Source organism: Paenibacillus sp. FSL M8-0142, from assembly GCF_038597315.1.
GTDB lineage: Bacteria > Bacillota > Bacilli > Paenibacillales > Paenibacillaceae > Paenibacillus_AQ > Paenibacillus_AQ lactis.
This window is the reverse complement of the sequence record NZ_CP152008.1, coordinates 5879084-5902496: the sequence shown is the minus strand read 5'-3', so window position 1 is coordinate 5902496 and position 23413 is coordinate 5879084. Positions and strand designations below refer to the sequence as shown.

Annotated in this window: 24 protein-coding genes; 14 read left to right on the top strand and 10 right to left on the bottom strand. The window is 49.7% G+C overall.

Annotated features, from left to right (window positions below):
* Positions 1-386: 386 nt before the first annotated feature.
* The 6 genes from NSQ46_RS26800 to NSQ46_RS26775 form a co-directional block, all read right to left on the bottom strand.
* Positions 387-1379, bottom strand: a complete 993-nt coding sequence (locus tag NSQ46_RS26800) for a hypothetical protein (protein WP_007132509.1) — start codon at positions 1377-1379, stop codon at positions 387-389.
* Between the two features lie 29 nt (positions 1380-1408).
* Positions 1409-2515, bottom strand: coding sequence for a DUF4179 domain-containing protein (locus NSQ46_RS26795; RefSeq protein WP_007132508.1), 1107 nt, complete (start codon positions 2513-2515; stop codon positions 1409-1411).
* Complete coding sequence (locus NSQ46_RS26790) at positions 2505-3083, bottom strand: sigma-70 family RNA polymerase sigma factor (protein ID WP_007132507.1); 579 nt, start codon at positions 3081-3083, stop codon at positions 2505-2507. Before NSQ46_RS26790 ends, NSQ46_RS26795 begins: the two co-directional genes overlap by 11 nt.
* A gap of 72 nt (positions 3084-3155) precedes the next feature.
* On the bottom strand, positions 3156-4403 hold the full coding sequence (locus NSQ46_RS26785; protein ID WP_342575359.1) for an anti-sigma factor: 1248 nt from the start codon (positions 4401-4403) through the stop codon (positions 3156-3158).
* Positions 4400-4840 carry a sigma-70 family RNA polymerase sigma factor gene (locus NSQ46_RS26780; RefSeq protein ID WP_342575358.1) on the bottom strand — a complete coding sequence of 147 codons (441 nt, stop codon included), beginning with the start codon at positions 4838-4840 and terminating at the stop codon, positions 4400-4402. Before NSQ46_RS26780 ends, NSQ46_RS26785 begins: the two co-directional genes overlap by 4 nt.
* Positions 4841-5226: 386 nt before the next feature.
* Entirely contained in the window at positions 5227-5445 is a 219-nt protein-coding gene (locus NSQ46_RS26775; protein ID WP_342575357.1) for a hypothetical protein, read from the bottom strand.
* Between the two features lie 324 nt (positions 5446-5769).
* Between NSQ46_RS26775 and NSQ46_RS26770 the strand changes: the two genes are divergently transcribed.
* Complete coding sequence (locus NSQ46_RS26770; RefSeq protein WP_342575355.1) at positions 5770-6741, top strand: hypothetical protein; 972 nt, start codon at positions 5770-5772, stop codon at positions 6739-6741.
* 16 nt (positions 6742-6757) lie between these two features.
* A complete protein-coding gene (locus NSQ46_RS26765; RefSeq protein WP_342575353.1) occupies positions 6758-7213 on the top strand; it encodes a hypothetical protein in 456 nt (151 codons plus the stop codon).
* Positions 7214-7349: 136 nt separating this feature from the next.
* On the opposite strand, the gene nfi is transcribed toward NSQ46_RS26765, so the two are convergent.
* A complete protein-coding gene (gene nfi / locus NSQ46_RS26760; RefSeq protein WP_028407375.1) occupies positions 7350-8024 on the bottom strand; it encodes a deoxyribonuclease V in 675 nt (224 codons plus the stop codon).
* A gap of 292 nt (positions 8025-8316) precedes the next feature.
* On the opposite strand from nfi, the gene NSQ46_RS26755 reads away from it, so the two are divergent.
* Both NSQ46_RS26755 and NSQ46_RS26750 read left to right on the top strand, forming a co-directional pair.
* The gene (locus tag NSQ46_RS26755; protein ID WP_028407376.1) at positions 8317-8880 is read left to right on the top strand and encodes an SMI1/KNR4 family protein; all 564 of its coding nucleotides are present in this window, start codon (positions 8317-8319) and stop codon (positions 8878-8880) included.
* Between the two features lie 37 nt (positions 8881-8917).
* Positions 8918-9892 (top strand): aminoglycoside phosphotransferase family protein, encoded by a 975-nt coding sequence (locus NSQ46_RS26750; RefSeq protein WP_028407377.1) that lies wholly within the window; start codon positions 8918-8920, stop codon positions 9890-9892.
* 23 nt (positions 9893-9915) lie between these two features.
* On the opposite strand, the gene NSQ46_RS26745 is transcribed toward NSQ46_RS26750, so the two are convergent.
* From NSQ46_RS26745 to NSQ46_RS26735, 3 genes are read right to left on the bottom strand one after another with little or no spacing between them, the layout of a single operon-like run.
* Positions 9916-10782 (bottom strand): DUF4097 family beta strand repeat-containing protein, encoded by an 867-nt coding sequence (locus NSQ46_RS26745; protein WP_028407378.1) that lies wholly within the window; start codon positions 10780-10782, stop codon positions 9916-9918.
* Positions 10783-10813: 31 nt separating this feature from the next.
* Positions 10814-11518 carry an ABC transporter permease gene (locus NSQ46_RS26740; protein WP_007132495.1) on the bottom strand — a complete coding sequence of 235 codons (705 nt, stop codon included), beginning with the start codon at positions 11516-11518 and terminating at the stop codon, positions 10814-10816.
* Complete coding sequence (locus NSQ46_RS26735; RefSeq protein WP_028407379.1) at positions 11511-12242, bottom strand: ABC transporter ATP-binding protein; 732 nt, start codon at positions 12240-12242, stop codon at positions 11511-11513. The genes NSQ46_RS26740 and NSQ46_RS26735 overlap by 8 nt, the downstream gene beginning before the upstream one ends.
* Positions 12243-12429: 187 nt before the next feature.
* Here NSQ46_RS26735 and NSQ46_RS26730 point away from each other — a divergent pair, with 187 nt between their 5' ends.
* The 10 genes from NSQ46_RS26730 (at position 12430) to NSQ46_RS26685 (ending at position 23369) form a co-directional block, all read left to right on the top strand.
* Complete coding sequence (locus NSQ46_RS26730; RefSeq protein WP_028407380.1) at positions 12430-13149, top strand: response regulator transcription factor; 720 nt, start codon at positions 12430-12432, stop codon at positions 13147-13149.
* On the top strand, positions 13140-14261 hold the full coding sequence (locus tag NSQ46_RS26725) for a HAMP domain-containing sensor histidine kinase (protein WP_007132492.1): 1122 nt from the start codon (positions 13140-13142) through the stop codon (positions 14259-14261). The genes NSQ46_RS26730 and NSQ46_RS26725 overlap by 10 nt, the downstream gene beginning before the upstream one ends.
* 344 nt (positions 14262-14605) lie before the next feature.
* Positions 14606-15103, top strand: a complete 498-nt coding sequence (locus tag NSQ46_RS26720) for a pyridoxamine 5'-phosphate oxidase family protein (RefSeq protein WP_007132491.1) — start codon at positions 14606-14608, stop codon at positions 15101-15103.
* A gap of 162 nt (positions 15104-15265) precedes the next feature.
* Positions 15266-16192 carry a helix-turn-helix domain-containing GNAT family N-acetyltransferase gene (locus NSQ46_RS26715; protein ID WP_007132490.1) on the top strand — a complete coding sequence of 309 codons (927 nt, stop codon included), beginning with the start codon at positions 15266-15268 and terminating at the stop codon, positions 16190-16192.
* Positions 16193-16279: 87 nt separating this feature from the next.
* Positions 16280-17479, top strand: a complete 1200-nt coding sequence (locus tag NSQ46_RS26710; protein ID WP_341034480.1) for an acyl-CoA dehydrogenase family protein — start codon at positions 16280-16282, stop codon at positions 17477-17479.
* A gap of 369 nt (positions 17480-17848) precedes the next feature.
* Positions 17849-18517 (top strand): hypothetical protein, encoded by a 669-nt coding sequence (locus NSQ46_RS26705; RefSeq protein ID WP_210094188.1) that lies wholly within the window; start codon positions 17849-17851, stop codon positions 18515-18517.
* 211 nt (positions 18518-18728) lie between these two features.
* A complete protein-coding gene (locus NSQ46_RS26700) occupies positions 18729-19514 on the top strand; it encodes a hypothetical protein (RefSeq protein ID WP_210094187.1) in 786 nt (261 codons plus the stop codon).
* Positions 19515-19699: 185 nt separating this feature from the next.
* Positions 19700-20464, top strand: a complete 765-nt coding sequence (locus NSQ46_RS26695) for a MerR family transcriptional regulator (RefSeq protein ID WP_028407384.1) — start codon at positions 19700-19702, stop codon at positions 20462-20464.
* Between the two features lie 269 nt (positions 20465-20733).
* A complete protein-coding gene (locus tag NSQ46_RS26690) occupies positions 20734-22146 on the top strand; it encodes an alanine/glycine:cation symporter family protein (protein WP_210094186.1) in 1413 nt (470 codons plus the stop codon).
* Positions 22147-22301: 155 nt separating this feature from the next.
* Positions 22302-23369, top strand: a complete 1068-nt coding sequence (locus NSQ46_RS26685) for an anti-sigma factor C-terminal domain-containing protein (RefSeq protein ID WP_210094185.1) — start codon at positions 22302-22304, stop codon at positions 23367-23369.
* Positions 23370-23413: the final 44 nt, after the last annotated feature.

Below are 23413 nucleotides of genomic sequence, written 5' to 3'. Positions count from 1 at the left end.
CAGGATCGCCGGGGACAGACCCGTTTATGAGAAAAAGCTTAAAACCTTACAAGCACATGTACAAACAGCCAGTCGCCGAATATCCGGCGACTGGCTGTTTCGTTTCGTTAATCGTCTTCAACTATAATAAAATGAAGCGTCGGGTGCGCGTTGGATCAAGTCACTTCCGAAGGTGGCCACAGAAAAATTTAAACAACCTTGATACGGTGGAACTCCGTACCAAGGTTGCTTAAAGCCTATCCGTTTTAATGCTGTCTACTTGATGGGGGGAAGATCAGCGTACCGACACCCATTTTTTCAACGCTTTAATTGATCTCCCACTGGGCTCAATTCCTCGATGATCAGGGCATACTTTATGGAGAGAGCCGTCTTAGAAGGAGCAGCGGTTACTTTAACTTGAGAGCATAGATTTGCCCTTTCGAATTATACACGCCTTCTACGCTTTGTTTATTTTTCATAGTAAAATGGACGGTTCCTGGAAGATCTTTATCCTTGGCAGCTTTGTACCCGGTCAAATCCAGATTCATGCTGCTCTGGGCAAGTGGAATGGCAGCCTGCAAGAGCTTGTCCTCGCTCATATTCATTAGATTCTTATACCCTTTGGTATATTCGGCTGCGGAATCCTGAAGGCTGGATACTTCAAACATCGTAACTCCCCGCGACGCTTCGTCAATGCTTATAAAGATCGGCATTTTTGCGGAAGTTCCTTGGAATGTCAGCTCGAAATGAGATTTGCCCTTTTCGGTAACATAGGACGCCTTCGTCAGTTTGCCGAGGCTCAAGCCCTGGAATCCTTTGGTAACCTCGCTCGCTGCATCCTGTATGTCCTGAGATACCGACTCAACTGGTATGGTGGACATCACCCGCTTAACTTTGCCGTCAAGAAGTGTAATGTAATGATTATCTACGTGTGTAAACACTTCAACCTTGCCTGAATCGGCTTGCTTGCCGGAATAGCTGACCGTAAGCGTGGCTGATTCGGGCAGCGACTCCACATCCAGATCCTTGAGCACCGATTGGATAGTCTCTTTGCTGGAGCTTTGCAGATCCGCCCATTTTTGTTCAAGTTGGATGGAGTCTATTTTATTATTGGTAATGTTGACGTAACTGTAATGAGCTCCCTTAATCGTAAGCGTCCAGCCGCTATCATTTCCAGTTTTCCAACTTTCCACTTTGCTGAAAGAATAGCTTTTACCGGTTGCATCTTTCAGCTTTTTCTGTGCCTCGGATATTAATTTGGGATCGATTTTTTTGAGGGAAGAAGCCGCGGCAGCAGAAGTATTGGCTTTGGCTGCGGCATGCGTAGTCAACAGCGGTGCGGAAGTCATTAAAAGGCCTGCAGCCGTCAGGATCGTCATTGCTTTTATCGATTTTTTCATGTATGTTTCCTCCAGTGATTCGAAAATTTTTAGTCATTTCCCTCGATCGGTACAGTCAATTCCAGATCCTTGATGTATTCTTTCTCCCAAGCGTCAGGGGAGTCTCCATACACATAACGGAACGGCTTAATCGTGAATGACTGATGATCGGAAGGAAGGGGCTCGTACAGCATGTCCAAGCGACGGTAACCTTGTTTCATATCGTTAGCGTAGAGGTCAATGATTTTTATTTCTGTGCCGTCTTGACCTACGACTTCAAAGTAAATGGTCCGTTCATCCGAAGAAGTCTCTTTTAATACCAGCTCCATGCGAGTGGAGACTGGGGAGCGCTCCATTTCTTCCAGCCTCCAGCTAACTTGCCTTGATGATTTCTCCGCTTCCGGATATAGGATATGATTATCTGTATTTTTGCGCATCGGAATTTGCAGGATAAACGGCTCCGGGATCATCTCGAGCCTAACCTCAAGCGTCAAATTAAACGTTTCCGGCAGCACAGGCCTGCGGGCAGCTTGGTCCGAAGACGCTCCGGTAATCGTGACAATGGCGGATTCCGCATCGTTGCCGGGGCCGATATCCCAAGTAATGCTTTCTTCTGTTCCATTGATGAAGGCCCTCATCACTTGAAAGGAACCCTTGCTTTTTAGTGATGAAGCTTCGGATTGGCCGCGAGCGAAAGGATCAAACAGGGAGGCGGGATGTCCTGCCTCATCCAGTTGAAGCGCTATAGCTCCGCGCATGCCGTCGAACATAGCCTGTGATGCCGTCAAAGTGTAGCCCTCGTGTGTGTCATAGTAATCCGTTTCCGTGGCCAACCCTTTCTGCTCAGCTGCCTTTAATCCTAAGTCGCCTGCTAGCTTAAACACATTATGCATCATTGGAATGCGGCTTAGGGTTTCGGCCATCACGGGGGAAATGAAGGCAGAGGACACGATGACAACGACAATGAAAACAGCTGCCGTTCCGATCACAAAGGCATTACGAATGATGCTGCGACTACGTGATTTTCGGGTTAACCGATCTCTGTCGGAAATGCGTTCCTCCGTCGATTGTAATATGCTGTCATATAGATCCTGCGGGATATTCAGATGATCAGCCGCCTGATGCATGTGATCCTTCAACCGTTCTTCAATGGACAAAGCAATCACCTCCCTTTTCTAAATCCAGCTCTACAGAATGTTTGCGAAGCTCTTTCAAGGCTTGATGGTGCCTCGATTTCACGGTCCCGATCGGGACCGCGAGCAGCTCGGAAATCTCGGTTAGGCTGTATTCATGATAGTACCGGAGAACAACGACAATTCGAAGCTTGTAGGATAAATGATTTAGAAGCTCGAGCAATTCTCGGCTTGTCTCGTTCCATACAATGACCCGGTCCGTCCGTGGGTGCTCGGGCTGGATTTCAAGCATTTTTTGGCGCTCGAACAGGCGGAATTTACGCCATTTTCGGCGCCTCCAGTCCTGAACCTGCCGGATCGCGATTCCGTGCAGCCAATTCCGAAAGGGACGATTGGGGTCATAGTTGGGTAGCGAGAGCCACAGCTTAAAATAAATTTCATTCATGATATCCTCTATATCCTGCCGGCCGGATACAAGAAGAGCCACCGTTCGGTACACATTATCGACGGTTCGATCATAAACATACCGGAATGCTTCCTTGTCCCCCTCCTTTAGTCGCTGCAGCCACGGTGTTAAGTCTGAACCTTGCAAGCTTGCTCCTCCTTTAATGTGACCTCACCTATATATTCGCTCCGAGTCGCCAAGAGGTTCGGTGAAAAATAATTACTCGTTCCAATTCCACAGCCGTACTTCCCCGACACGCAGGTCATGCACCCAGGAAACCTCGCGCAGCGTCAGCAGCTCCTTGACGGGACCGGTAATGACGGCACCATAGAGATGAACGCCATTCTCCTCTACGTAAGCCAATGAAGCGTCGACGTCAATGAACGGAGCTACCCGCTCGCTAATGAGTTTATACTCCTGCATAAGCCGCAGTGATTTGATGAAGTGAGCATTCCGCAGCTTCCCGTCCCCGTAGGTGTCCAATGACGGATAATGTCCGCCGCTGGACACGATTTTGCCGAACCAGCCGCGCTTTTCTTCCTTATAGGAGGTGATCGTCAAATCGTCATGATGCCAGACGGGATAGGATGGAAAGCCGACAGGGTCGGTGATTACGCCATCATGATTGCCGAACCGGTCCTCCGGTCCGGTATCCACGGCAAACCAGACGGGCTCCATGTTCCGTTTCTCGAATTGCTTCAGCAGCTCATCCGTAGTGAAGAAACGGTTAAACGATACATAGGCTTCGGCCACGGTGCCTTCGGGAAGCTTCTCGAGCCGGGACCAGTCACCGCTTTTTGCGGAAGAGGCGCTTGCTGTCTGTTTGTTTGACTGTTCCCTGGGATCTTCATTTGGATTCGCGGAAGAAGTCTCTGGAGTAGGGTCCGGCCGATAGAATATCTGCGATTGACGCGAGCTGCCATTCTTCCAATCCGCATTGACGGAAGGCAGCCCAAACAGGAAGTTGACGGTGTACTCACCGACAGTCACTCGTTCGCTTCCTACTTGCTTTTCCATATCTCCGTATATCTCTTGCATGAAATAGGTTTTGCCCTGACTGTTCAGTGAAACGTTAATGTTAGGCATGGTGATCGAGATGGCCGAAGCAATGGCATCCCGATATTTATCGTTTCGGCTCGGATCGCCGACACCGTAGAACAGCGCGGTACCGATCGAGCTAAGAAGGGTAATCACCAGGAATGCGGTTATCACTGTCAACGTATTTGAGATTCGGGCTTTCCATTTGGCCCTGCGAACAATGCGTTTTTCCTTCTTGGGTGAGAGGTCGTTCTGAACATCGGCCGGGCGCTTAGATCCAGCATTGTCCGGTTCGTTATCCATCCATTCGTTTAAATAAGCCTGATATTCCTCCAGCTTCTCCATTTCCCGTTCGATTTCGTTTTTCTCCTCGTCCGTCAGCTTGCCGTCCGCATAATCTCGCAATCGCTGCTTGAAATCTTCGCTCATAACCTTCCGTCCTTTCGTTTCATTTCCCGCAGCCGCTGCCTGGCTCGAAATAAGGTGATCTTGATATGGGATAAGGTGATGCCCATAATATCGGCAGCTTCCTGGTAGGTGAATTGGTGAAAATCCACCAGGAGCACCGCTTGCCGCTGCTTCTCCGGAATATCGGCCAACATTCGTCCAATTTCTCTTTGGACTTCTTGCTGGAGCAGGGTGATCTCCGGCGTATCCCGGTCGACCATCCGAGCGAAAAAAGCGGCATCCTTGACGATGCTGCGGCTTGCCTTGCGCTGATAATCCACATAAGCGTTATGGGCAACGCGAAATAGCCATGGCTTGATTCGTTCATTCTTCCAATCCTCAAGGTACAGGTACGCCCGGTAAAAGGTTTCCTGTACCAGGTCTTCTGCCGTATGGTGATCATAAGAGAGGGAGTACAAGTAACGGTAAACGTCTTTGACGTAATATTGATAAATCGATTCCAGACTGTTCAGTTTCCCGCCCTCCTCTCTATGTAATTCACGTATAAGCGGAGCATAAAGTTACAGTTTTCGTCTCAAAAAACTGAAACAGCGCTTTGTTGCAATTCGAAAAGCTAAATAAACCTGAAGAGCCGGTCTTCGAATTGCCCCTTCACCACAGCCGCCCGTAAACCCGCTTAAGCAAATGCAAAAATAAAAGCCCGCCGGGAGCGGGCTTTTATTAGACATGCAGTGCAGGAAGCGATACTAGCACGTCATAATAGCAAGCTACTACGGGCTATCATCTCTACACAGAAAATGCGCTTGTAATATGCTTAAGGTGGGAGCAGGCAGATATTCATGGTTTAATCCGTTTCTTTTTTTCGATAATGATCCAGGCATAGCCCTGCAGCAAAGCAGAACACGAGGGTAAAGCGAGCACCGTAGGCTATGGTCAAAGGACTGCCGGGAGCTTTATCTTTCATCATATGGATGGCCCAATCGAGCCCATAACTGAGGCCGGAAAATAACAGGGCACATAACAAACCGATCAGTATGGATTTTACAAATACAAGATGCTTCATCCGTACGGATTCCTCCTATTCAAACGTCGGGGGATGGATGGCTCGAAGCTTATCCGAAAGCTTATCCGAGTGCCCCCTCTTTGATTAGATCGTAGCAGACCTTCGAGCGGCAGGTTTGATTATTTTTGCTAAACGCTCCCCTTGAATCAAGGCACCCCTTGGATGAAGTGAAGCAGCAGTTAAGCGATTTCTACCATTTCATGGAGTTATTTGGCCCATTGCAAGGGTTTCGTACTATCCATCTCGAATATGAAATTCTAAAAGGTCTAAAATCCATGGAGCTCTTTCTCTTATTCAGCTAGGTTCATTGATAGGGAGGATGTAATGCTAAACCAAAAGAAATTAGAAATGGCTTATAAAAGATATAGTAAAAATTTTGTGGATGGGATCAAATTTGAAGATGTTAAAGATAAATATGATGCCAGCAAAAGCAAGATTAAGAAAATCGTAGAGCAAAATGACACAGAGAAAGATCATATCCTATTAATAAATCTAAATAAAATTTTCTCATATTACTTGTCACAATGGAAACACGATGTATTGATCAGCGGGGGAAACAACCCAGAAGGATTAAAGAACATGCAAAAGGTCGTGTTTTATCAATGTATGGGGCAGGACCTTTATACAATCAGGTATCCGGAGATGATCTTGGGATATTCGTTTAGAGAAGTGGTCATTACCTTGGTACATTTCGCTATGTATGGATGGGAGAAAGAAGAAAATATACTATATGATTTTATGGTTCATCACTTCGGTGGACATTTAATGGATGCCAATGAAGAGAACAGACATATTTGGTTTTTGCTTGAGCTGTACCTGCAGTATAGAAATAAAACCATCATGGGAACGAATAAACAATTGCATCTAGCCGTGAAAAATAGCTTTAAGGAAGCTGGACAGCGATGCGGATCAATCCCTGATGATCTAGACGTTTATGATGAAGTGCTTGAACGATGGTCCACAGGTGATTTGCAGGAAATAGAATCTCTGATTTCGAAAATGTCCCTGTATCATTCTGCATTAGCTTCTGAAATAGGTCAGTTGGGTGAATTTGGTGACTTCAGATACGGATTTTATCCATTTGAAATCATATTTTTGATCCATGTAAGAAATAAACTTGGATTGCCTAATCCCACTCACCTAGACGACTTGCTGATGAATACCCCGGAAGCGAAAATGGTGTTTGGAGACCCTGAGCCATACCCTGAATGGGACCCGACGCTTCAGATGATCGATCAATTTTATCGTAAAAACTATCCCGAATACATTCCTAACCAGCATGGGGAGTTGTTTTAATAAAGGGGGGACAAGTATGCAGGATCAAGAAATAGCACAGCTCATATTCCCTGATGACAAGAATCTTGAACAGTTTTTGAAAGATGAAGGAAGTTATGACATTCATGAAGACCTCTTAAAATATGGACTGAAGACGAAACAGTTTTTATACGTTGATTATAAAGGTGAGCAATATCAAGAGATCGTCAATTTTATTCTCGACTATGAATTCGCCCACCAAATTGAATTAGCAGCAAAAGAAGAACTTGAGCAATTAGAAGCGTATGACTATGAATATTTACCTGATAAAATCAGAGAGGTTAACAAGATACTGTTACCAAAGGGATATGGACTATTTTCATATCCAAATTCGGGTGACTTTTACGCACTATTCATTGCAAAAATAGAGAATATAACAAATTTGCTGCAGGAAGAATTGCTGCTCTATGATAGAATCCCTTTCCAAGAAAGGTGTGTCAAGTATTACAGGTAGGCTTGCTGGAGGCGGCGTAAATCGCAGATTCAACATCGTTTGGTACAACAAATCACGTATACTACACATCTCGGTTTACCCGTGAAAAGTAATACTATACATAACAAGGATGGGGACAAATCCCATCCTTTGCTATTTAGGTAAGCTTTAATCCCTTTCTAACGATTTGGTCCGCTTGACGGGTGGTTTCCGGCAGGCGGTATGTGGGGGAGAGCTTTAAAATCCATTCGCATGCTGTCGCCAGAGAAATGCGGTGGCCGATAGAGACAAACACAGGTTTAACGCCATCCTGGGTGCGCAATACATTCCCGATTATTTCATGTTGATCCATGAGCGGTGAATATGAGCCTCTCTGGATATCGGGTTCAATGTAACTTCCCGAGAGCTTTGTTTTTCCGCAGCCGATGGTTGGAATATCATAAAGAACCCCTAGATGGCAGGCCAGCCCAAAACGTCTCGGGTGTGCGAGCCCTTGACCGTCGCAAACGATTAACTGGGGCGAGATGCTGATTTGCTCAAAGGCTTTCATGATGGGCGGAAGCTCCCGAAAGGAAAACAACCCCGGAATATACGGAAACGAAACGCTCTCTTCAACCATAACGGTGTCAACGAGGGTTAAGGAGTCGGCCTCTAAAATCGCAACCGCAGCGATAAGCTTATCATTCTGCTCACTATAGGCAACGTCCACGCCTGCGACATAACGAACCGGCTCCAGCGCATCTTCCTTCATCACTTGCAAAGCCAATTGATGCTGTAACTCAATGGCTTCCTGCTCGTCTAAATCCCACCTGTGCGTAGTTTTTAATTTCATTACACGTGATCCTCCAATGGTTGATCGTAATATTTTATCAAATATCCACAGGTACATAAATACGCACATGTTAGGTATTGCCTGTGCAGGAGGGTAGAGAGGGAATCTTGTGGTCCAAGCAGGGCTCCTTGTCATGCTATAATATGGAAGATTCGTTGATTGAATCAAGGATAGGGATCAAGGAAGAAGGAAACTTCGGTTTCGAACCGGAGACGAAGCACGTTCTCTTCCCGCTCCGTATAGATTAGCAGCGCTGAGCGGAGTGTATTTTCTGCATAAGGAGATTTGGAACATGGACATACGCGACTATATCCAACGAGGCTTTGATGCCTATTACGCAAAATACAGCCAGGTTACGGAGGACGGCTTCTGCAGGTGGATGCGCCCGGACGTTCCTGCAGAGATGAAGGCCACCGATACCGACGAGGAGTGGTCCATCTGGAAGCTGGTTCCTTCCGTTGTGAGTGAAGCTGATATTAGGGAGCTGGAAGACGAGTATGGATTGACATTTCTCGAGTGGTATAAAGCATTTATCTCTACATATCATCATTACTTTGACGTCATCCCTGAGCAACCGGTGGACGAGCCGCTGGATAACGTCAGGGATATGTACAATCCCTTGTTGTGCCGGCTGGGCTATCTGCCTTTCACATGGGATTCCGAATACGCCAAGATATGGTGCATCGACGTAAATGAAGAGGCTGGCGAAGGCTTCGGGGCCATCTATGAGATCGAGCATGAAATCTTATTTGATCTGGATGAGGAGCAAACGGACCGGGTCGAGCTTCAAGCATCGCTGGATTATCTGTATCCGGACTTCAAGGCGTACTTTGACCATACATTCCTCGGAGGGTGATATAGTCAATGATTATGAAGGGTAAGGAGAAGCCCACATGCAAAATGAACAGCTGCAGGATATTCTAATTCAATACGGCATCCGGGAATCGGAGATTACGTTTATCAGGCATAATGAGAATCGAACCTATAAAGTAAAAGGCCATGACGGAAGCCCGTATCTGCTGCGCATTCATCAACCGGTCAAAGACGGAATGGCCGGTCTGCAGCATACCTATGACGGTCTGCTGGGTGAACTGCAGATGCTGGAGGCGATGTCAGACCGGGATCATCTTCTCGTCCAGAGGCCGCTGCGTAATCGGAAAGGTGACCTGATTACGATCATCGAGCTCGAGGGGAAGAGGTGGAACAGCTCTGTGCTGTCTTGGCTGGAGGGAAGAGACCTGCGGAAAGAAGACGTAAGCGACCCGATATTGGTCGAGAAGCTGGGGACTCGCATTGCAGAGCTGCACCAATTCTATAGCCAGTACGAGCAGGAAGGCCTGGACAAGCGTCCGAGTCAGGGGATTGGCTATAATCAATATATGATCGAGGTTATAAAGAAAGGGCTAGGGAGAGGATTGTTCGCTTCCTCCGATGTTTCCCTTATTGAACAAACGGTATTGCTGGTAAATGCCCGGCTTGAAGCTGGCGGACAGCAAGATGCCTGGGGACTCATCCACGGCGATTTAAGCTTGGGGAACATCATCATGACCCCGGGAGGGGAGCTGAGTTTTATCGATTTTGGTTTTTTCGGGCCGGGTTATTGTTACACGGATGTTGCTATGGGGGCCATGATGGTTCCATCGGAGCTTCGGGATCGATTCTTGAAAGGGTATTATGGCAGTGATCATACGGGAGCAGAGGAACTCGTTCTGTTAGAAGGCTTCATGCTGCTGGCCATTATCGGATACTATGTCTTCCAGATGGAGAATGAAGCCGTGCATGCATGGATGCGCGAGCGGATGCCGAAGCTGTGTGCCGAATACTGTACACCTTATTTGTCGGGTGAACGTATATTTTATTCCGTTTAATTCCTGCCCCCACAGGAACCCAACTATTTTACACTGATCGTTCCGTCCTGGCTGACTAGCTCTAAGGTATTCGATGCGTCTCCAATCGTGCCCTCCACGGATTGTTCCGTGCGCCGTGTTTCCTTAAAGCCGTCTAATCGGGCGCTGATATCCGATGAGCCGCTGTTCGCGGTAAGCTTTAATGATGCCGGGGGCGTTGTATAGGAGACGGCGATATCACCGGATTCTGTCTCAACGCGCAGCAGCCTTCCTTCTTCGGCCGCTTTGATCGATACCTCCCCATCATTTGAGGCTATTATCATCTCAGGGCTGGTCACGTTGGTAATATAGCTGCCGCCGCTGCCTGTGGTTACCGTTAATTCGTTTAGCGAGCTGTTTGTCAGCTGGATATCCCCGTCTATGGAAGTAAACTCACCATGGTCCGCCGAGAGCCCTTCGAGATCGGCTGAGCCCGAATGGTTGGTTAAGACCACGCGAGGGGCCGCGACATCCTGCAGCTGGATATCCCCCGCGTCGTTATTCAATGTAATCGTATCGACTTCATGGTCAGGAATGGATAGGGTGATCGTGCCTTTTTTGCCAAAAGTAAAGCCTCCCATGCCATCCCCTTGATCCTCCTGGGTCACGATGATTTTATTCCCGTCAAGATCTATCGTTACTGGTTCGCTCTTATTGTTCTGCCGCTTCCCATCGCAAGCGATGGTGATGCTAGGGGAATCTGAATGCTTGAATTCGATATCCCAAGAATCGTTGTTGACTTCAATTTCATCAATTCGGTCGGCCCCAAAGGATACCTCATGGTTATATTGTGATGTTCCTAGGCCTCGGCAGCCCATAGCTAACCCGCCAACGGCAAGCAAGACCAGCGAAGCGGTTATGATTTTTCTCATGTTCGATTCCTCCAGTTATCTACGGTACATCTTAGGCCACGTCGCATCGATCCACTCTGTAAAAAGAAAAATAGCCAAGGATCAGCCCAAGCAGGCAGAGCGTCATCGGGACGGCAATGAATTGGAACAGGCTGGTCGAGCTTCCTCCGTTAGACACCGTGGCATTAATCACGAAGCTAATGATGACAGCCGAGGTAATCGTGGAAGCCGTCGACTTTTTCCTCATGCCAAACAATAAAGGAATCAGGCTGATTCCGGCGATCATAAAGGCGTTTAGCAGCGTTGCCGGAAGGGTAGCCATCATTTCATCCACGTGAACCGATCCTTCAAATAACCCGATCTTCGGATTCAAGAAGTACGTTAACAGATTGATGACAACCGTCGTGACGAGGATGCTGAATAAGCAAAACCCAAATACAATCGATAGCTTGGCTTGCATGATTTTTTTTCGCTGCAGCGGGTAGGTGAACAGCACCTGGATCATGTTGCTCTTGTATTCCTCAATCACTAAACGCGACAAAATCACGCTTGCGAAAATGATATAGGTGATGCGCGTCAAAATATCCGCTAAAGACATAAATGCGGCGTAATTCTCAAACATCGGTTCACTTTCACCGCGCGAGCCCAGAGCCATCAAACTGACGGCGGCGAAAATAGCGATGATGCAAACGGCTAATCCTTTAAAATAACCGGTGATGTTGCTTTTTTGCCATTCCAGCTTTATGAGTTTAAGCATAGCGTTTGCCTCCATGAATGAGATGAATGAAGTAGTCTTCGAGCGATCCGGCATGCTGCCTTCGGATGTCCTCCATCCTTACTTCCTTTAACAGGGTTCCCTGATGAATAATGCCGATCGCATCGGCGACCGATTCGATTTCGGACACGATATGACTCGAGATCAAAATGGTCGTACCGTAATTCTCCTTAAGCAGCAAGAGAAGCTCTCGCATCTCCTTGATCCCGATCGGATCCAGTCCGTTGATCGGCTCGTCCAGAATGAGGATGTCCGGCTTCGTAACCAGGGCGCGCGCGATCCCCAGCCGCTGTTTCATGCCTAGTGAAAATTCATGGATTTTCTTCTTCCCCACGCCGTGAAGACCTACGATCTCCAGCGCTTCCTGGATTGCCGGCTTATTGCGATAATCCATGTATCTGCAATGAAGCTCCAAATTGGCCTCGGCCGTCAGCCGGTCGTAGAACACGGGATATTCAATGATGCTGCCGATTCTTTTTAAGTATTGAACCGATGACGGTTGAATCCGCTGATTGAATACTTGGATTTCACCCGAAGACGGCTTCACCAGGTTTAATATCATTTTCATCACGGTTGTTTTGCCGGCTCCGTTCGGACCCAAAAACCCGTAAATCTCCCCTCGGTTAATACGCATGCTGACGTTCTTAATCGTTTCCGTGCCTTTGTATGCCTTGCTTATCTGATTGATTTGAATGACGGCGTCCATGTCTGATTACCTCCCGTTTCGTAGTGATGTGCTACCCTAAGCTTAGGGAATGAAAGTAAAAACAAAGTAAACGGTGCGGAAAAAGCTCGTAACATTTTACTTCGATGGAGCCCCTGCCTTTTTAAATAGAGTAAGATAGAGAGACAGCATGTTTGAGGATACATATGAAATGAGGGAAGAATTGATAATGGAATCTGCATCCATATTAGCTGTCGATGATGAAATTGGGATTTTGAAGCTGCTGGAGATTACGCTCCGGAAGGAGAGCTTCACCCATATTGATACCGCCTCATCGGGCAAAGAAGCGCTGCAGCGTGTCAAAGAGAAGACATATGATATGATTTTGCTCGATATCATGCTCCCGGACCTTAGCGGTTTTGAGCTGTGCACGGAGATCCGGAGGCATACGAATACGCCGATTATTTTTATCAGCGCTCGCTCTACCGACTTCGATAAAATTACGGGGCTGGGGCTTGGCGGGGATGATTATATTACCAAGCCGTTTAATCCGCTGGAGGTCACTGCCCGAATCAAGGCGATTCTTCGCCGGCAGAGACTCATGGAGAATGCGGCTCAACAAAACACGGCGTACGATTACGGATACTTCTCTTTTCATCCGGAGTCGGCAACGTTAACCGTAAAGCGTCAACCTGTAGAGTGCACGGCGAAGGAGCTGGAGCTGCTGCATTTCTTCTGCAAGCATCCGAATCATATCTTTACGACGGCGCAGCTATACGAATTGGTGTGGGGAAATGATGTGTTCGGAGAAGAAAAAACGGTCACGATCCATATCTCCAAGCTGCGGAAAAAACTCGGTGACGATACCCGAAAGCCGAAAATCATCGTGAATTTAAGGGGAATCGGATATAAATTCATCCCCCCGAATGAGGAACGGCTATGCGAATAAAAACACGATTCACGATCCATTTGGCATTAGGACTTATTCTATGGATGCTGGGGACCGGTTTGCTCATTGTCATTATGCTGGAAGGGCTTCTTCCCGTGCTCGGTATCCATATCAGCATGGACGATGAAGGTCTTGTTGTAGGAGGAATCTTCGGGGCCAGCACGCTGCTCTGCATTGCCTTGTTCGGATGGTATTTCGGCGGCCCGCTCGGCTTCATCATGTCCTGGATTCATCGACTTTCACAGGATATTTACAAGCCGCCTGCTAATGTATCCAAGATATATACCCGAAAAGGCAAGCTTCGCATGCGATTTCGCCTCTATCGGGAGGTGCTGGAGCATCTGCAGTCCTTGGGCAGCATTTTGCAAGCGAACGAAATCGAGCGAACCCAAATCGAGCAGGCGAAGCAGGATTGGATCGCGGGGATTTCCCATGATTTGAAGACGCCGTTAACCTATATCAAGGGCTACTCGGCCCTTTTATTGAATGAGCAGTACGAGTGGTCGAAGGAAGAAGCGATTTCTTTTATCCGGGAAATGGATGACAAGGGTAAGCATATGGAGGAATTGATTCAAGACCTAAGCTTAGTCACGCAGCTGAATCGCGCTGATGGCGCGCTCCCCTTACAGAAGACGAATCAAGATCTCGTCGAATTTACGAAAAGGGTAGTGGCCGATATCAGCAACAATCCGCAAGCGGGCAGCTATCATTTACATTTTCAAGCGGATTCTCCTGCCATTCATGTTGATTTTGATTCGAAATTCATGCAGCGCATCCTGCAAAATATAATGATGAACTCCGTCCTCCACAATCCTGAGCATACGGATATCTATGTACAGATCGCGGACTCGGGAGAACATGCCGTTATTCGCATCAAGGACAACGGCGTCGGCATGCCGGCTCATACGGTAGAGCATTTATTCCACCAGTATTACCGCGGGACCACCACGGACTCTTCCTCTGAGGGGACGGGGCTCGGAATGGCGATTGTCTACAAGCTGGTCCAGGCCCATGACGGTACGATTACGGTGGAGAGCGAGCCATCGAAAGGCACTACCTTTACGGTTCTGCTGCCGAAAAAGGGCTTGTCCTCTTCGGGCAGTGAGCAATAAGCGAATAATCATACGATCTGCCCGTCAAATCGTCCAAGATTTGACGGGCTTTTTCATGGCATGGCTGATGGCCCCTGGCGGTAAAACCGTATAGTTTCGCCGAAATAACGCATCCTACCCATATCTGCGCTTCTTGGGAAAACGAGGATAGGGCGAGGGCGGCTGCCCGGTTGCTGTTTGTTTAAAGATTCGATTGCAGGTTTAAGAATCGTTTAATTACAAAGTTGAACTAAAGAATTTTGTAAAGAGGCAAGAGTGAGAAATGAGTGATCGGAAGAACATTTTTCATAGCTGCCTTAAACGCAAAACATCGACCAACATAACTACATGAATGAGGTGATACCATGTCGAAGGATGCAGTAATCAACCAAGAAGCGGTCGAGACTGTTAAGGATATTATCAAAGACGTTGAAACCGCCATGCTGTCGACCATATCGGAGGGCGGCATTAATTCCCGGCCGATGCAGACGCAGGATATCGAATTTGACGGAGACCTGTGGTTCTTGACCAAGAAGGATACGAGCAAATACAAGGAAATCCTGGAGAATCCGAACGTGAACGTCGCTTATGTCGGCAAGTCGTATGTGTCCATTCGCGGCACCGCGGAAATCGTGGATGATCTGAACAGGAAGAAAGAGCTTTGGAATAAGATGTACGAAAAATTTCTGGACACGACCTATGATGATCCAAACATCATCTTGATCAAAATCCGGACCGAGACGGCCGAATACTGGGAAACGGGAGACCGAATGAAGACCGTAAAAGCGTTCTTCCGGAAAATGACCGGCCAGCGCCAGGAAGAGGATTCCGAATTGAATAAAACCGTCGACCTGCACAAGTAGGCAAGGTGGTTGGAGCGGGTCACCATGGGAAAAGCACGGAACTTACGGATTCCGTGCTTTTTGTCGTTTATTTAGTTGACTGTGTCAAATTGATAATTGACTTAGTCAAGTATAAATGTTAATTTTTTGCTAACCGAATAAAAAGAAAGGGGCTCACTCATCATGTCAGATGCAACCATCATTCAGACGATCCGGCGCTTTAACCGTTTTTATACGAATGTGCTCGGACTTCTCGATCAACATTTGTTGAACAGCGATTTTTCTCTCTCCGAGGCAAGGGTGCTGTATGAAATTCAGAATACGGAGCATTGCACGGCCAAAATGCTGATCGACAAGCTGAGCATCGACGCCGGTTATTTAAGCCGCATTTTAAAGCGATTCGATAAGCTCGGGCTGACCTACCGCGTTCAATCCGATAAAGACGGCAGGTCCTACTACCATTACTTGTCCGATCAAGGCCGTGAGATGCTGCACAAGCTTGATGCGCTATCCGACGAGCAGGTCCGCCGGTTGATTGAGGGACTGCCGGAGCACAGAAAGGGCCTGATTGCCAAGAGCATGACGGCCATTGAAAGCTCCCTCTCCGGCGAAGAGGATCGCGGCCCGGGCGTGGTCATCCGCACCGAGCTGCGACCGGGGGACGTTGGCGTTCTGATCCATCTGCACGGCTGGCTGTACGCGGAGGAATGCGGTTATAATCATGGATTCGAGGGCTATGTTTGCAAGACCTTTCATGAATTCTTCCAACGTTATGACCGGGAGAAGGACCGGTTCTGGCTGGCGGAGGCGGACGGCCGCATCGTCGGCGCCATCGCCATTGTCGGGCATACGCCGGACAAAGCGCAGCTCAGATGGTTCATCCTGCACCCCGATTTCAGGGGAAGGGGACTTGGCAAGACGTTATTGAACGAGGCCGTCAAGTTTTGCCGGGAAAAGGGCTACCGGAACGTGTTCCTGGAGACGACCGAGGATCAGAAGAATGCGATTCGGATGTACGAGAACGTCGGCTTCCGCAAGACCGGCGAGCGTCCGAACGAAGCATGGGGCGTAAGCCACGTCGAGCAGGTCTTCGAGCTTCACTTGCCATAGCGTCCCTTCATTGACACCCCAAATCCGGGTTGCTACAATTTCTATATTGCTACCGGAATACACGGTATTGAAAAGGAGGGGGCGAGCTTGAACCGATCTTATGCCGCAGATCCATTCATACGAAATGAACGCGAGGCGAACATTGCGGAGCGGGCCGACCGGCTGGCCGCCATATTCGCGGAGAGAGCTCCCAAGCATGATCGGGAAGGATCGTTTCCGTACGAGAACTTTGAAGATCTCAAGGCGTCAGGCTATTTAAAACTAACCGTTCCCAAGCGATTTGGCGGAGAGGAAGCCTCCGTCTATGAAATGGTGCTGGCCCAGGAACGGCTGGCGCGCGGAGACGGCTCCACCGCACTGGCTGTCGGCTGGCATATCAGCCTCATACTTAAGCAGCGTCTGACCCGGGCATGGCCCGAGGCATTGTTTGAAAGTCTGTGCGAATCGACTGTCAAGGAAGGCATCGTGATCAATGAGCTGGCCAGCGAGCCGGCTACCGGAAGCCCGAGCCGGGGAGGCCGGCCCGAGACGACGGCGGTAAAGGTCGATGGAGGCTGGAGCATCACGGGCCGCAAAACCTTCAGCACGTTAAGCCCGATTCTAAAGGTATTTGTCGTTACGGCGGGAATCGAAGGCAGCGAGCGTAAGGGGGCGTTTCTCGTTCGGAGCGGTCCCGGCGTGGAGCTAGAGGAGACCTGGGATACGATGGGCATGCGTGCGACGGGAAGTCATGACGTCGTCCTGAAGGACGTATTCGTACCGGATTCGGAAGTGATTCGGGACGAGAATTACGAGATGCCGTCCTCTCCCGTACCGACTGAAGGAACGCTGCTTCATATTCCGGCTTGTTATCTGGGGATCGCTTATGCGGCCCGGAATTTTGCGATAGATTTTGCGGCGCGGTACCGGCCCAATTCGCTGACGGTGCCGATTGCGGAGCTGCCGCATATCCAAAGGCAGATCGCTCTGATCGAGGCCGATTTGATTACGGCCAGGACCTATCTGTACCAGGTGGCCGACCGCTGGGACCGGGAGCCGGACAACCGGGCCTCACTTAAGGCGGAGCTGGGGCTGGCTAAATATACGGCGACCAATGCGGCTGTCCGCATTGTGGATCAGGCGATGAGGATCGTCGGCGGAAGCAGCTTGTCCCGGAAGCTCCCGCTCGAACGGATGTACCGGGACGTGCGGGCAGGGCTTCATAATCCGCCGATGGACGATATGGTTCTGACGAATCTGGCCAAGCAGGCGATTCGAGAGCGGGAGGAACGGCCGGATCAAGGTTGACCCGGCCGACAATGACCATCTGAAGCCTATGGCGAGACACATTTAGCACCGTACTAAGCTCCGGAGCGCGGCGCTTGGCGTGATATAACGGTATTCAGCCACGGAGGCCGAACGTGATGCGAGAATTAGAATAACATGCAGCGCTAGAGGGGGAGAGCTCCTTCTGGCGCTTTTTTTGTTATTACATGCATGACGGCAATGATTGGGCATTATGATGATAAAGCCGTTATTTCTCAGAGCCCGCTTCCCGCTTAGCCGATAACAACCCCGAGGATGCGGTTAACGGGGCGGTTTACAGGGTATAAATGGTAACGGAATTCGATAGGCTTAAGCGAAAAGATGATGGACTGGAAGGGAGCTGACACAAGTATGGATGCTGTACTCTACTTGATATTGGCCGCTCTGTATATGGCGCTGTTCGTTTATGGCCTGGTGCTGTTCAAGCGGGATCCATCGCCCGGGCTGCGGTATCTGCTGCTCGTGGTGACGGCGGGGCTGGTTTGGGACAACGGAGTTATCGGACTTGGCAGGTGGATCGGAGAAGGGAGGCTGCTTGAGCAGCTGAATCTATCGCGCTACTGGGTGCATGCTTTGGCAACGCCTTTATTGGCGCTGGTGTCCTTCGATCTGATCCGGCGGTCGGGAAGCGCCTGGGCCCGGAAGCCGGGGGCCGCTTGGGGGGCTTGGCTCGTGACCGTCCTTCTCATCGTGCTGGAGGTTGTCACGGTAACGATGGATCTGTCGCTTGCCCCTTCACATCAATACGGTGCCCTTCGATACGTATCCACCGAATCGTCCGGCCCGCCGCTGATGGTCATGATCGTCCTTGTGCCGCTGCTGCTTGCAGGCGTGACTGTATGGCGCAGAGAACGGTCGCCCCTGCTATTCATCGGCACCATATTGATGGCGGCGGGAAGCGCCATTCCAATCCCGGTTGAAAGCTCTGTCGTGACGAACGTGTTCGAATTGCTATTGCTTCTTACCTTGTGGCTGACGGTTCGCAAAGTCATGAATGCTCGCACTTGGTCCTTTCGTTAGGCTGGCAGAGCCTGATCCTGAAGCCCGGGATCAGGCTCTTTGCAATAGAGATCGGCTCCGTGGCCTGTAAAGGACCTGCCCGCTTGCTGCATTCAGCAAACCTTCAGCTTGGCCTAAGCCAGGCATAAGGCTGCTCTAAGCCCTGTTTCAGCTTCGCCTTCTATACTTCGGATTGTAAGCAAATCTAAATCACCCAAAAGGAGAGATTGCAATGAATCCGATTAGTAAAAAAGTGCTGGTAAGCAGTGTGGCGGCAGCTCTGGTACTGGGAGGAGCGGGATACCTGCAAAGCAAGGTCTTCGCCGCCGCAAGCACAGACGCAGCGGCTTCCGCAACAGAAGCTGGACAGGCAGGCACAAACGCCGGGACGGACACGGATGCCGTGAAGAGCAGCGATGGGAAGCGTTTAGGAATCCGGGGCGGCGGTCCGTTTGGCGGCCATCTGATGACGGAGGCGGCTGAGGTGCTTGGCTTGACGGAAAGCGATATCCGGACAGCGCTCGAGGCTGGCAGCACATTAGCAGAGATTGCTGAAAATAACGGCATGTCCAAATTCGATTTCGTGCAGAAGCTGGTCGCGCTGGAATCCGCGAAGCTGGATGAGCGTCTAAGCGAGGACGGCATATCGGACACAAAGGCGGCGGAGCTGAAGGAAGGGCTGAACGAACGATTAACGGAAGCGGTTGATGGGAGTGCGCAAGAGCTTCTGATGAAGGGGCATGGCAAAGGTGGCCGCGGCTTTGGAAAGTTCGGCAAGCCTGAGGAAATCGCAGCATTGCTCGGGATGACGGAGGACGAATTGAAGGCGGGCCTTGAGGGCGGGCAATCGCTGGCCGAGCTGGCGGCCGCTAAAGGCATGACGGAGGAAGAGCTGCTGCAGAAGCTGAAGGAGCAATTGACGGAACCTTTAAAGCAATGGATCCATGAGAAGAGCACGCATTCGAATCCATCTGATGCATCGAAGACGGATACGGAAGCTGAGTCAGCCGCCGAATAGTTAAGATCTCATGGATGGTTTAAGATATGGAATGTACAAGCCGGGGGGACCGGATATACTGGAGACTGCAGGGGCGATGGGTCCCGCAGTCTTCTTTTTACGAATTGGGCGAATGTTTTGCAATGATCCTGTTGACCTTAACGTTACGTTAAGGTGTACAGTTTAGGATGTCAGGAGGTGAAATCATGGAATATACCGTACAGAAGCTTGGACGGCTGGCTGGGATCAGCACCCGGACGCTCCGATATTATGATGAGATTGGCATTCTGAAGCCGGCCAGAATCAGCTCGTCAGGATATCGAATCTACGGGGAGGAGGAAGTGAACCGGCTGCAGCAGATTTTGTTTTACCGGGAGCTGGGGCTTCAGCTGGAAGACATTAAGGCGATCATGGCCTCGCCATCCTTTGACCGGGTCCGGGCGCTGAAGGAGCACCATGTGCAGCTTCTTGACAAGAGACGGCAGCTCGATCTGCTGATTGCGAATGTGGAGAAGTCGATTGCCTCCACTGAAGGGAGAATAACCATGAGCGATCAAGAGAAATTCGAAGGCTTTAAGCAGAAGATGATTGACGACAATGAGCAACAATACGGCAAGGAAATCCGTGAAAAATATGGTGACGAGACGGTAGACCGGTCCAATGCGAAATTGAAGGGCATGACGCAGGAGCAGTACGAGGAAGTGACCCGTCTGGCTGACGATCTGTATGCAACGCTTGCCGAAGCGTTCAAACAGGGGGATCCGGCCGGGGAGCTGGCACAGCGTGCGGCGGATTTGCATAAGCAGTGGCTCACGTATTATTGGAGTGATTACAGCAAGGAGGCCCATGCGGGTCTTGCCCAAATGTATGTGGATGATGAGCGGTTTACGGCACACTATGATGCGAAGCAGCCGGGAACGGCGGCGTTCCTGCGCGATGCGATTTTGATTTACACCGGCATGAAATCTTAAGGACCCATCGCCATGACACGAAGCTAAGTCATCCGCTTCGAAAATCTCCCCTCTGCGTGCGGTTAACCCGCAGTAGAGGGGTTTTCGTTATGTCCGGATATACAGTGCCATAGGCTCCATTCCCCCTGATCCCCCGGCTCAAAAGGCCGGCCAATTTCCACAATCTGTTCCTTGTCACCCGCAGGGTAAAAATGGTTAGATGATCTTTGGACTAATTTTCACAAATCCTGCACCAATCGGTGTTTATCTCATATAAAACGGGGGGAATTATGGAGCTGTTTATTCAACATGCGGTGGACATCATCAATGATTTTCTGTGGTCCAAGCTGCTCATTGTATTGCTTATTGCCGGAGGGCTGTATTTTACGTTCGGCACCAAGTTTTTGCAGTTCCGTCTGCTGGGTGAAATGTTCCGGGTGATCCGGGAATCCAAACCGAAAGCCAAAGGCAGCATCTCTCCCTTCCAAGCATTTGCCATCAGTATGGCGGCGCGGGTCGGAACCGGAAATATTACGGGGGTTGCGATCGCGATATCGCTCGGAGGGCCGGGCGCCGTGTTCTGGATGTGGATCATTGCCATTATCGGAGCGGCTTCCAGCTTTATTGAAAGCACTTTGGCGCAGATTTATAAGATAAAGGACGGCGCAGGAGGCTTCCGCGGCGGTCCGGCGTACTACATTCAGCAAGGCCTGAAGAAGCGCTGGATGGGCGCATTGTTTGCTGTGCTGATCACATTATCCTTCGGATTGGTGTTTAATGCCGTTCAGTCGAATACGATCACGATCGCCTTTGAAAATTCATTCGGCTCGAGCCGTTTAACGGTGGGCCTTGTGATGGCTGCCATCTTCGCCGTTATTATTTTTGGGGGTGTGAAGAGAATTGCGAAAATGTCGGAGCTGATCGTCGTCGTGCTGGCTGTTCTGTATGTCGGTGCCGCGCTGTATATCATTCTGGCCAACATTACGAAGCTGCCGGAGGTGCTCACGCTGATTGTGAAAGGCGCGTTCGGTTATGAGCAGATTGCAGGCGGCACCCTCGGGGCGGCCCTAATGAACGGCATCAAAAGGGGATTGTTCTCCAATGAAGCGGGGATGGGTAGCGCCCCGAACGCTGCCGCAACCGCAACGACGAGCCATCCTGCGAAGCAGGGGCTCGTGCAATCACTTGGCGTGCTGATCGATACGCTCGTTATCTGCACAAGCACGGCATTCATCATCTTGTTTACGGGCGCATATAAAGAGACCGGGCTGGATGGCGTTGCCCTGACCCAAGCGGCGCTCGGCATGGAGATGGGGGCATGGGCGTCGGATTTTCTGGCGATCATGATTTTCCTGTTTGCGTTCAGCACGCTTCTGGGCAATTATTATTATGGCGAAACCAATATCGAATTTTTGAAATCGAATCGGGCCTGGATATGGCTCTATCGTGCCTGTGTGCTGGCCATGGTGATCTTTGGCTCCGTTACCAGCGTCAAGCTGGTATGGGATCTTGCCGATTTGTTCATGGGGCTGATGGCTATTGTAAACCTGATTGCGATAACGCTGCTTTCCAAGGTGGCTTTTGCCGCCTTGAAGGATTACTTGAAGCAGCGGCGGGAAGGGCTGGATCCGGTCTTTACCAAAGCGAGCATCAAGGGATTGGAAGATGTGGAGTGCTGGGATGGAAAGCCCGGTTCGCTTTGAACGGATGTACTCATTTTATATAAAATTCAGCATTAAATCGTTACGGTTTGCAGCGGGAAGCTGCAGCCGTAGCGTTTTTTTTTTATGTTTTTTCGTAACATTAAGTGAATACTCCCGTTGTCTATATGAGTAGAAGGAGGGAGGTCTGGTGTTTTATGAGCGATCATAAGGGAGCGGATGAGGAGGGGCAGGTGCTCTTTGTTGACGAGCAAGGACAGTCGAAGCCCGGAAAACGGATTAAGGATCGGCGTAACCGCATGATTTGGCCGACAAGGGTGAAGTTTCTGACGAACGTGCTTGGCGCAGCTATCCTGTTGTTATTGCTTTATAGCATTTATATTTCGGCTATTCATATTTACTTGGACAGATCAGGGAGAAGTGAGCAATTTAACCGGGCAGTCCTATCGGTTATTGAGCTTCACGAGGATGGCCTTCGGGTGGAGAAGCCGGCCTTTCCGAATATTGAGGTTACCCCGTTCCTCACCCAAAAAACAACGCTGAAACTGTATCGGGATGTGGGCAAATGGCAGGTGATCACCGGAGAGGTTCACGCGAAACTAACCATCTCCGGCAAGCTGACCTATTCGGTCGAGAGAACAAGTCCCTATCTTAATCAGGATGATCGGCCTGCTTTTATCCTCCCCTATTCGGTTATGTTTGAGGAGACGATAGAGGCAAACCCGAAGACGGAAAGCGATCTTAAACTTCTGGATCAGGTCGGAGAAGGTCATGTTGCGCAGCTGTCATTCTCAACGAAAACTTTAATGCCGCCGGAGGAGCTGCACAAGCTTCTTGCGGATTACGATCTTGCCATAACGGGGATGCCGGTATATGCAGGGGAGCTTAAAGAGTTTGAGGTTGGTTATTCGCTGGGCGACAGCAAGGATTACTATGTTTCGCATTTGTCGCTAAAGCCCAGATACGGCTTCAGGGAGGATAACAGTCTATCCATGTGGCAGTTTTATTTTAAGCCGGAAGAAGATCAACACAATATGCCCGAGCATGTGGAGCATATGAAGTCGGACATCGAATGGATGATCAACAATGCTTCGTATAACGGGGAGGATGAGGATAAACAGCGGCTTGCCTATATTCAGAAAAACGGGGTTCAGGTGTACGGGGCAACGGTCACGGGACCGGTGAAGGAGCTGCAGCGGCTTAAAGAGCGTCCGGAGTTTCGCGAATTCCGGCTGGGCCGCATCGAGGTATGGAACTGGGATTAACGAGCAACGGCAAAATGGAAGAGAAAGACAGCATGTTAATAAGA

What these genes read in the sequence shown, in the direction of transcription:
- NSQ46_RS26800 (WP_007132509.1), bottom strand. Translation starts at nt 1,379, where the DNA reads ATGAAAAAATCGATAAAAGCAATGACGATCCTGACGGCTGCAGGCCTT.
- NSQ46_RS26785 (WP_342575359.1), bottom strand. Translation starts at nt 4,403, where the DNA reads ATGAGCGAAGATTTCAAGCAGCGATTGCGAGATTATGCGGACGGCAAG.
- NSQ46_RS26775 (WP_342575357.1), bottom strand. Translation starts at nt 5,445, where the DNA reads ATGAAGCATCTTGTATTTGTAAAATCCATACTGATCGGTTTGTTATGT.
- NSQ46_RS26770 (WP_342575355.1), top strand. Translation starts at nt 5,770, where the DNA reads ATGCTAAACCAAAAGAAATTAGAAATGGCTTATAAAAGATATAGTAAA.
- NSQ46_RS26765 (WP_342575353.1), top strand. Translation starts at nt 6,758, where the DNA reads ATGCAGGATCAAGAAATAGCACAGCTCATATTCCCTGATGACAAGAAT.
- nfi (WP_028407375.1), bottom strand. Translation starts at nt 8,024, where the DNA reads ATGAAATTAAAAACTACGCACAGGTGGGATTTAGACGAGCAGGAAGCC.
- NSQ46_RS26755 (WP_028407376.1), top strand. Translation starts at nt 8,317, where the DNA reads ATGGACATACGCGACTATATCCAACGAGGCTTTGATGCCTATTACGCA.
- NSQ46_RS26750 (WP_028407377.1), top strand. Translation starts at nt 8,918, where the DNA reads ATGCAAAATGAACAGCTGCAGGATATTCTAATTCAATACGGCATCCGG.
- NSQ46_RS26745 (WP_028407378.1), bottom strand. Translation starts at nt 10,782, where the DNA reads ATGAGAAAAATCATAACCGCTTCGCTGGTCTTGCTTGCCGTTGGCGGG.
- NSQ46_RS26740 (WP_007132495.1), bottom strand. Translation starts at nt 11,518, where the DNA reads ATGCTTAAACTCATAAAGCTGGAATGGCAAAAAAGCAACATCACCGGT.
- NSQ46_RS26735 (WP_028407379.1), bottom strand. Translation starts at nt 12,242, where the DNA reads ATGGACGCCGTCATTCAAATCAATCAGATAAGCAAGGCATACAAAGGC.
- NSQ46_RS26730 (WP_028407380.1), top strand. Translation starts at nt 12,430, where the DNA reads ATGGAATCTGCATCCATATTAGCTGTCGATGATGAAATTGGGATTTTG.
- NSQ46_RS26725 (WP_007132492.1), top strand. Translation starts at nt 13,140, where the DNA reads ATGCGAATAAAAACACGATTCACGATCCATTTGGCATTAGGACTTATT.
- NSQ46_RS26720 (WP_007132491.1), top strand. Translation starts at nt 14,606, where the DNA reads ATGTCGAAGGATGCAGTAATCAACCAAGAAGCGGTCGAGACTGTTAAG.
- NSQ46_RS26715 (WP_007132490.1), top strand. Translation starts at nt 15,266, where the DNA reads ATGTCAGATGCAACCATCATTCAGACGATCCGGCGCTTTAACCGTTTT.
- NSQ46_RS26705 (WP_210094188.1), top strand. Translation starts at nt 17,849, where the DNA reads ATGGATGCTGTACTCTACTTGATATTGGCCGCTCTGTATATGGCGCTG.
- NSQ46_RS26700 (WP_210094187.1), top strand. Translation starts at nt 18,729, where the DNA reads ATGAATCCGATTAGTAAAAAAGTGCTGGTAAGCAGTGTGGCGGCAGCT.
- NSQ46_RS26695 (WP_028407384.1), top strand. Translation starts at nt 19,700, where the DNA reads ATGGAATATACCGTACAGAAGCTTGGACGGCTGGCTGGGATCAGCACC.
- NSQ46_RS26690 (WP_210094186.1), top strand. Translation starts at nt 20,734, where the DNA reads ATGGAGCTGTTTATTCAACATGCGGTGGACATCATCAATGATTTTCTG.
- NSQ46_RS26685 (WP_210094185.1), top strand. Translation starts at nt 22,302, where the DNA reads ATGAGCGATCATAAGGGAGCGGATGAGGAGGGGCAGGTGCTCTTTGTT.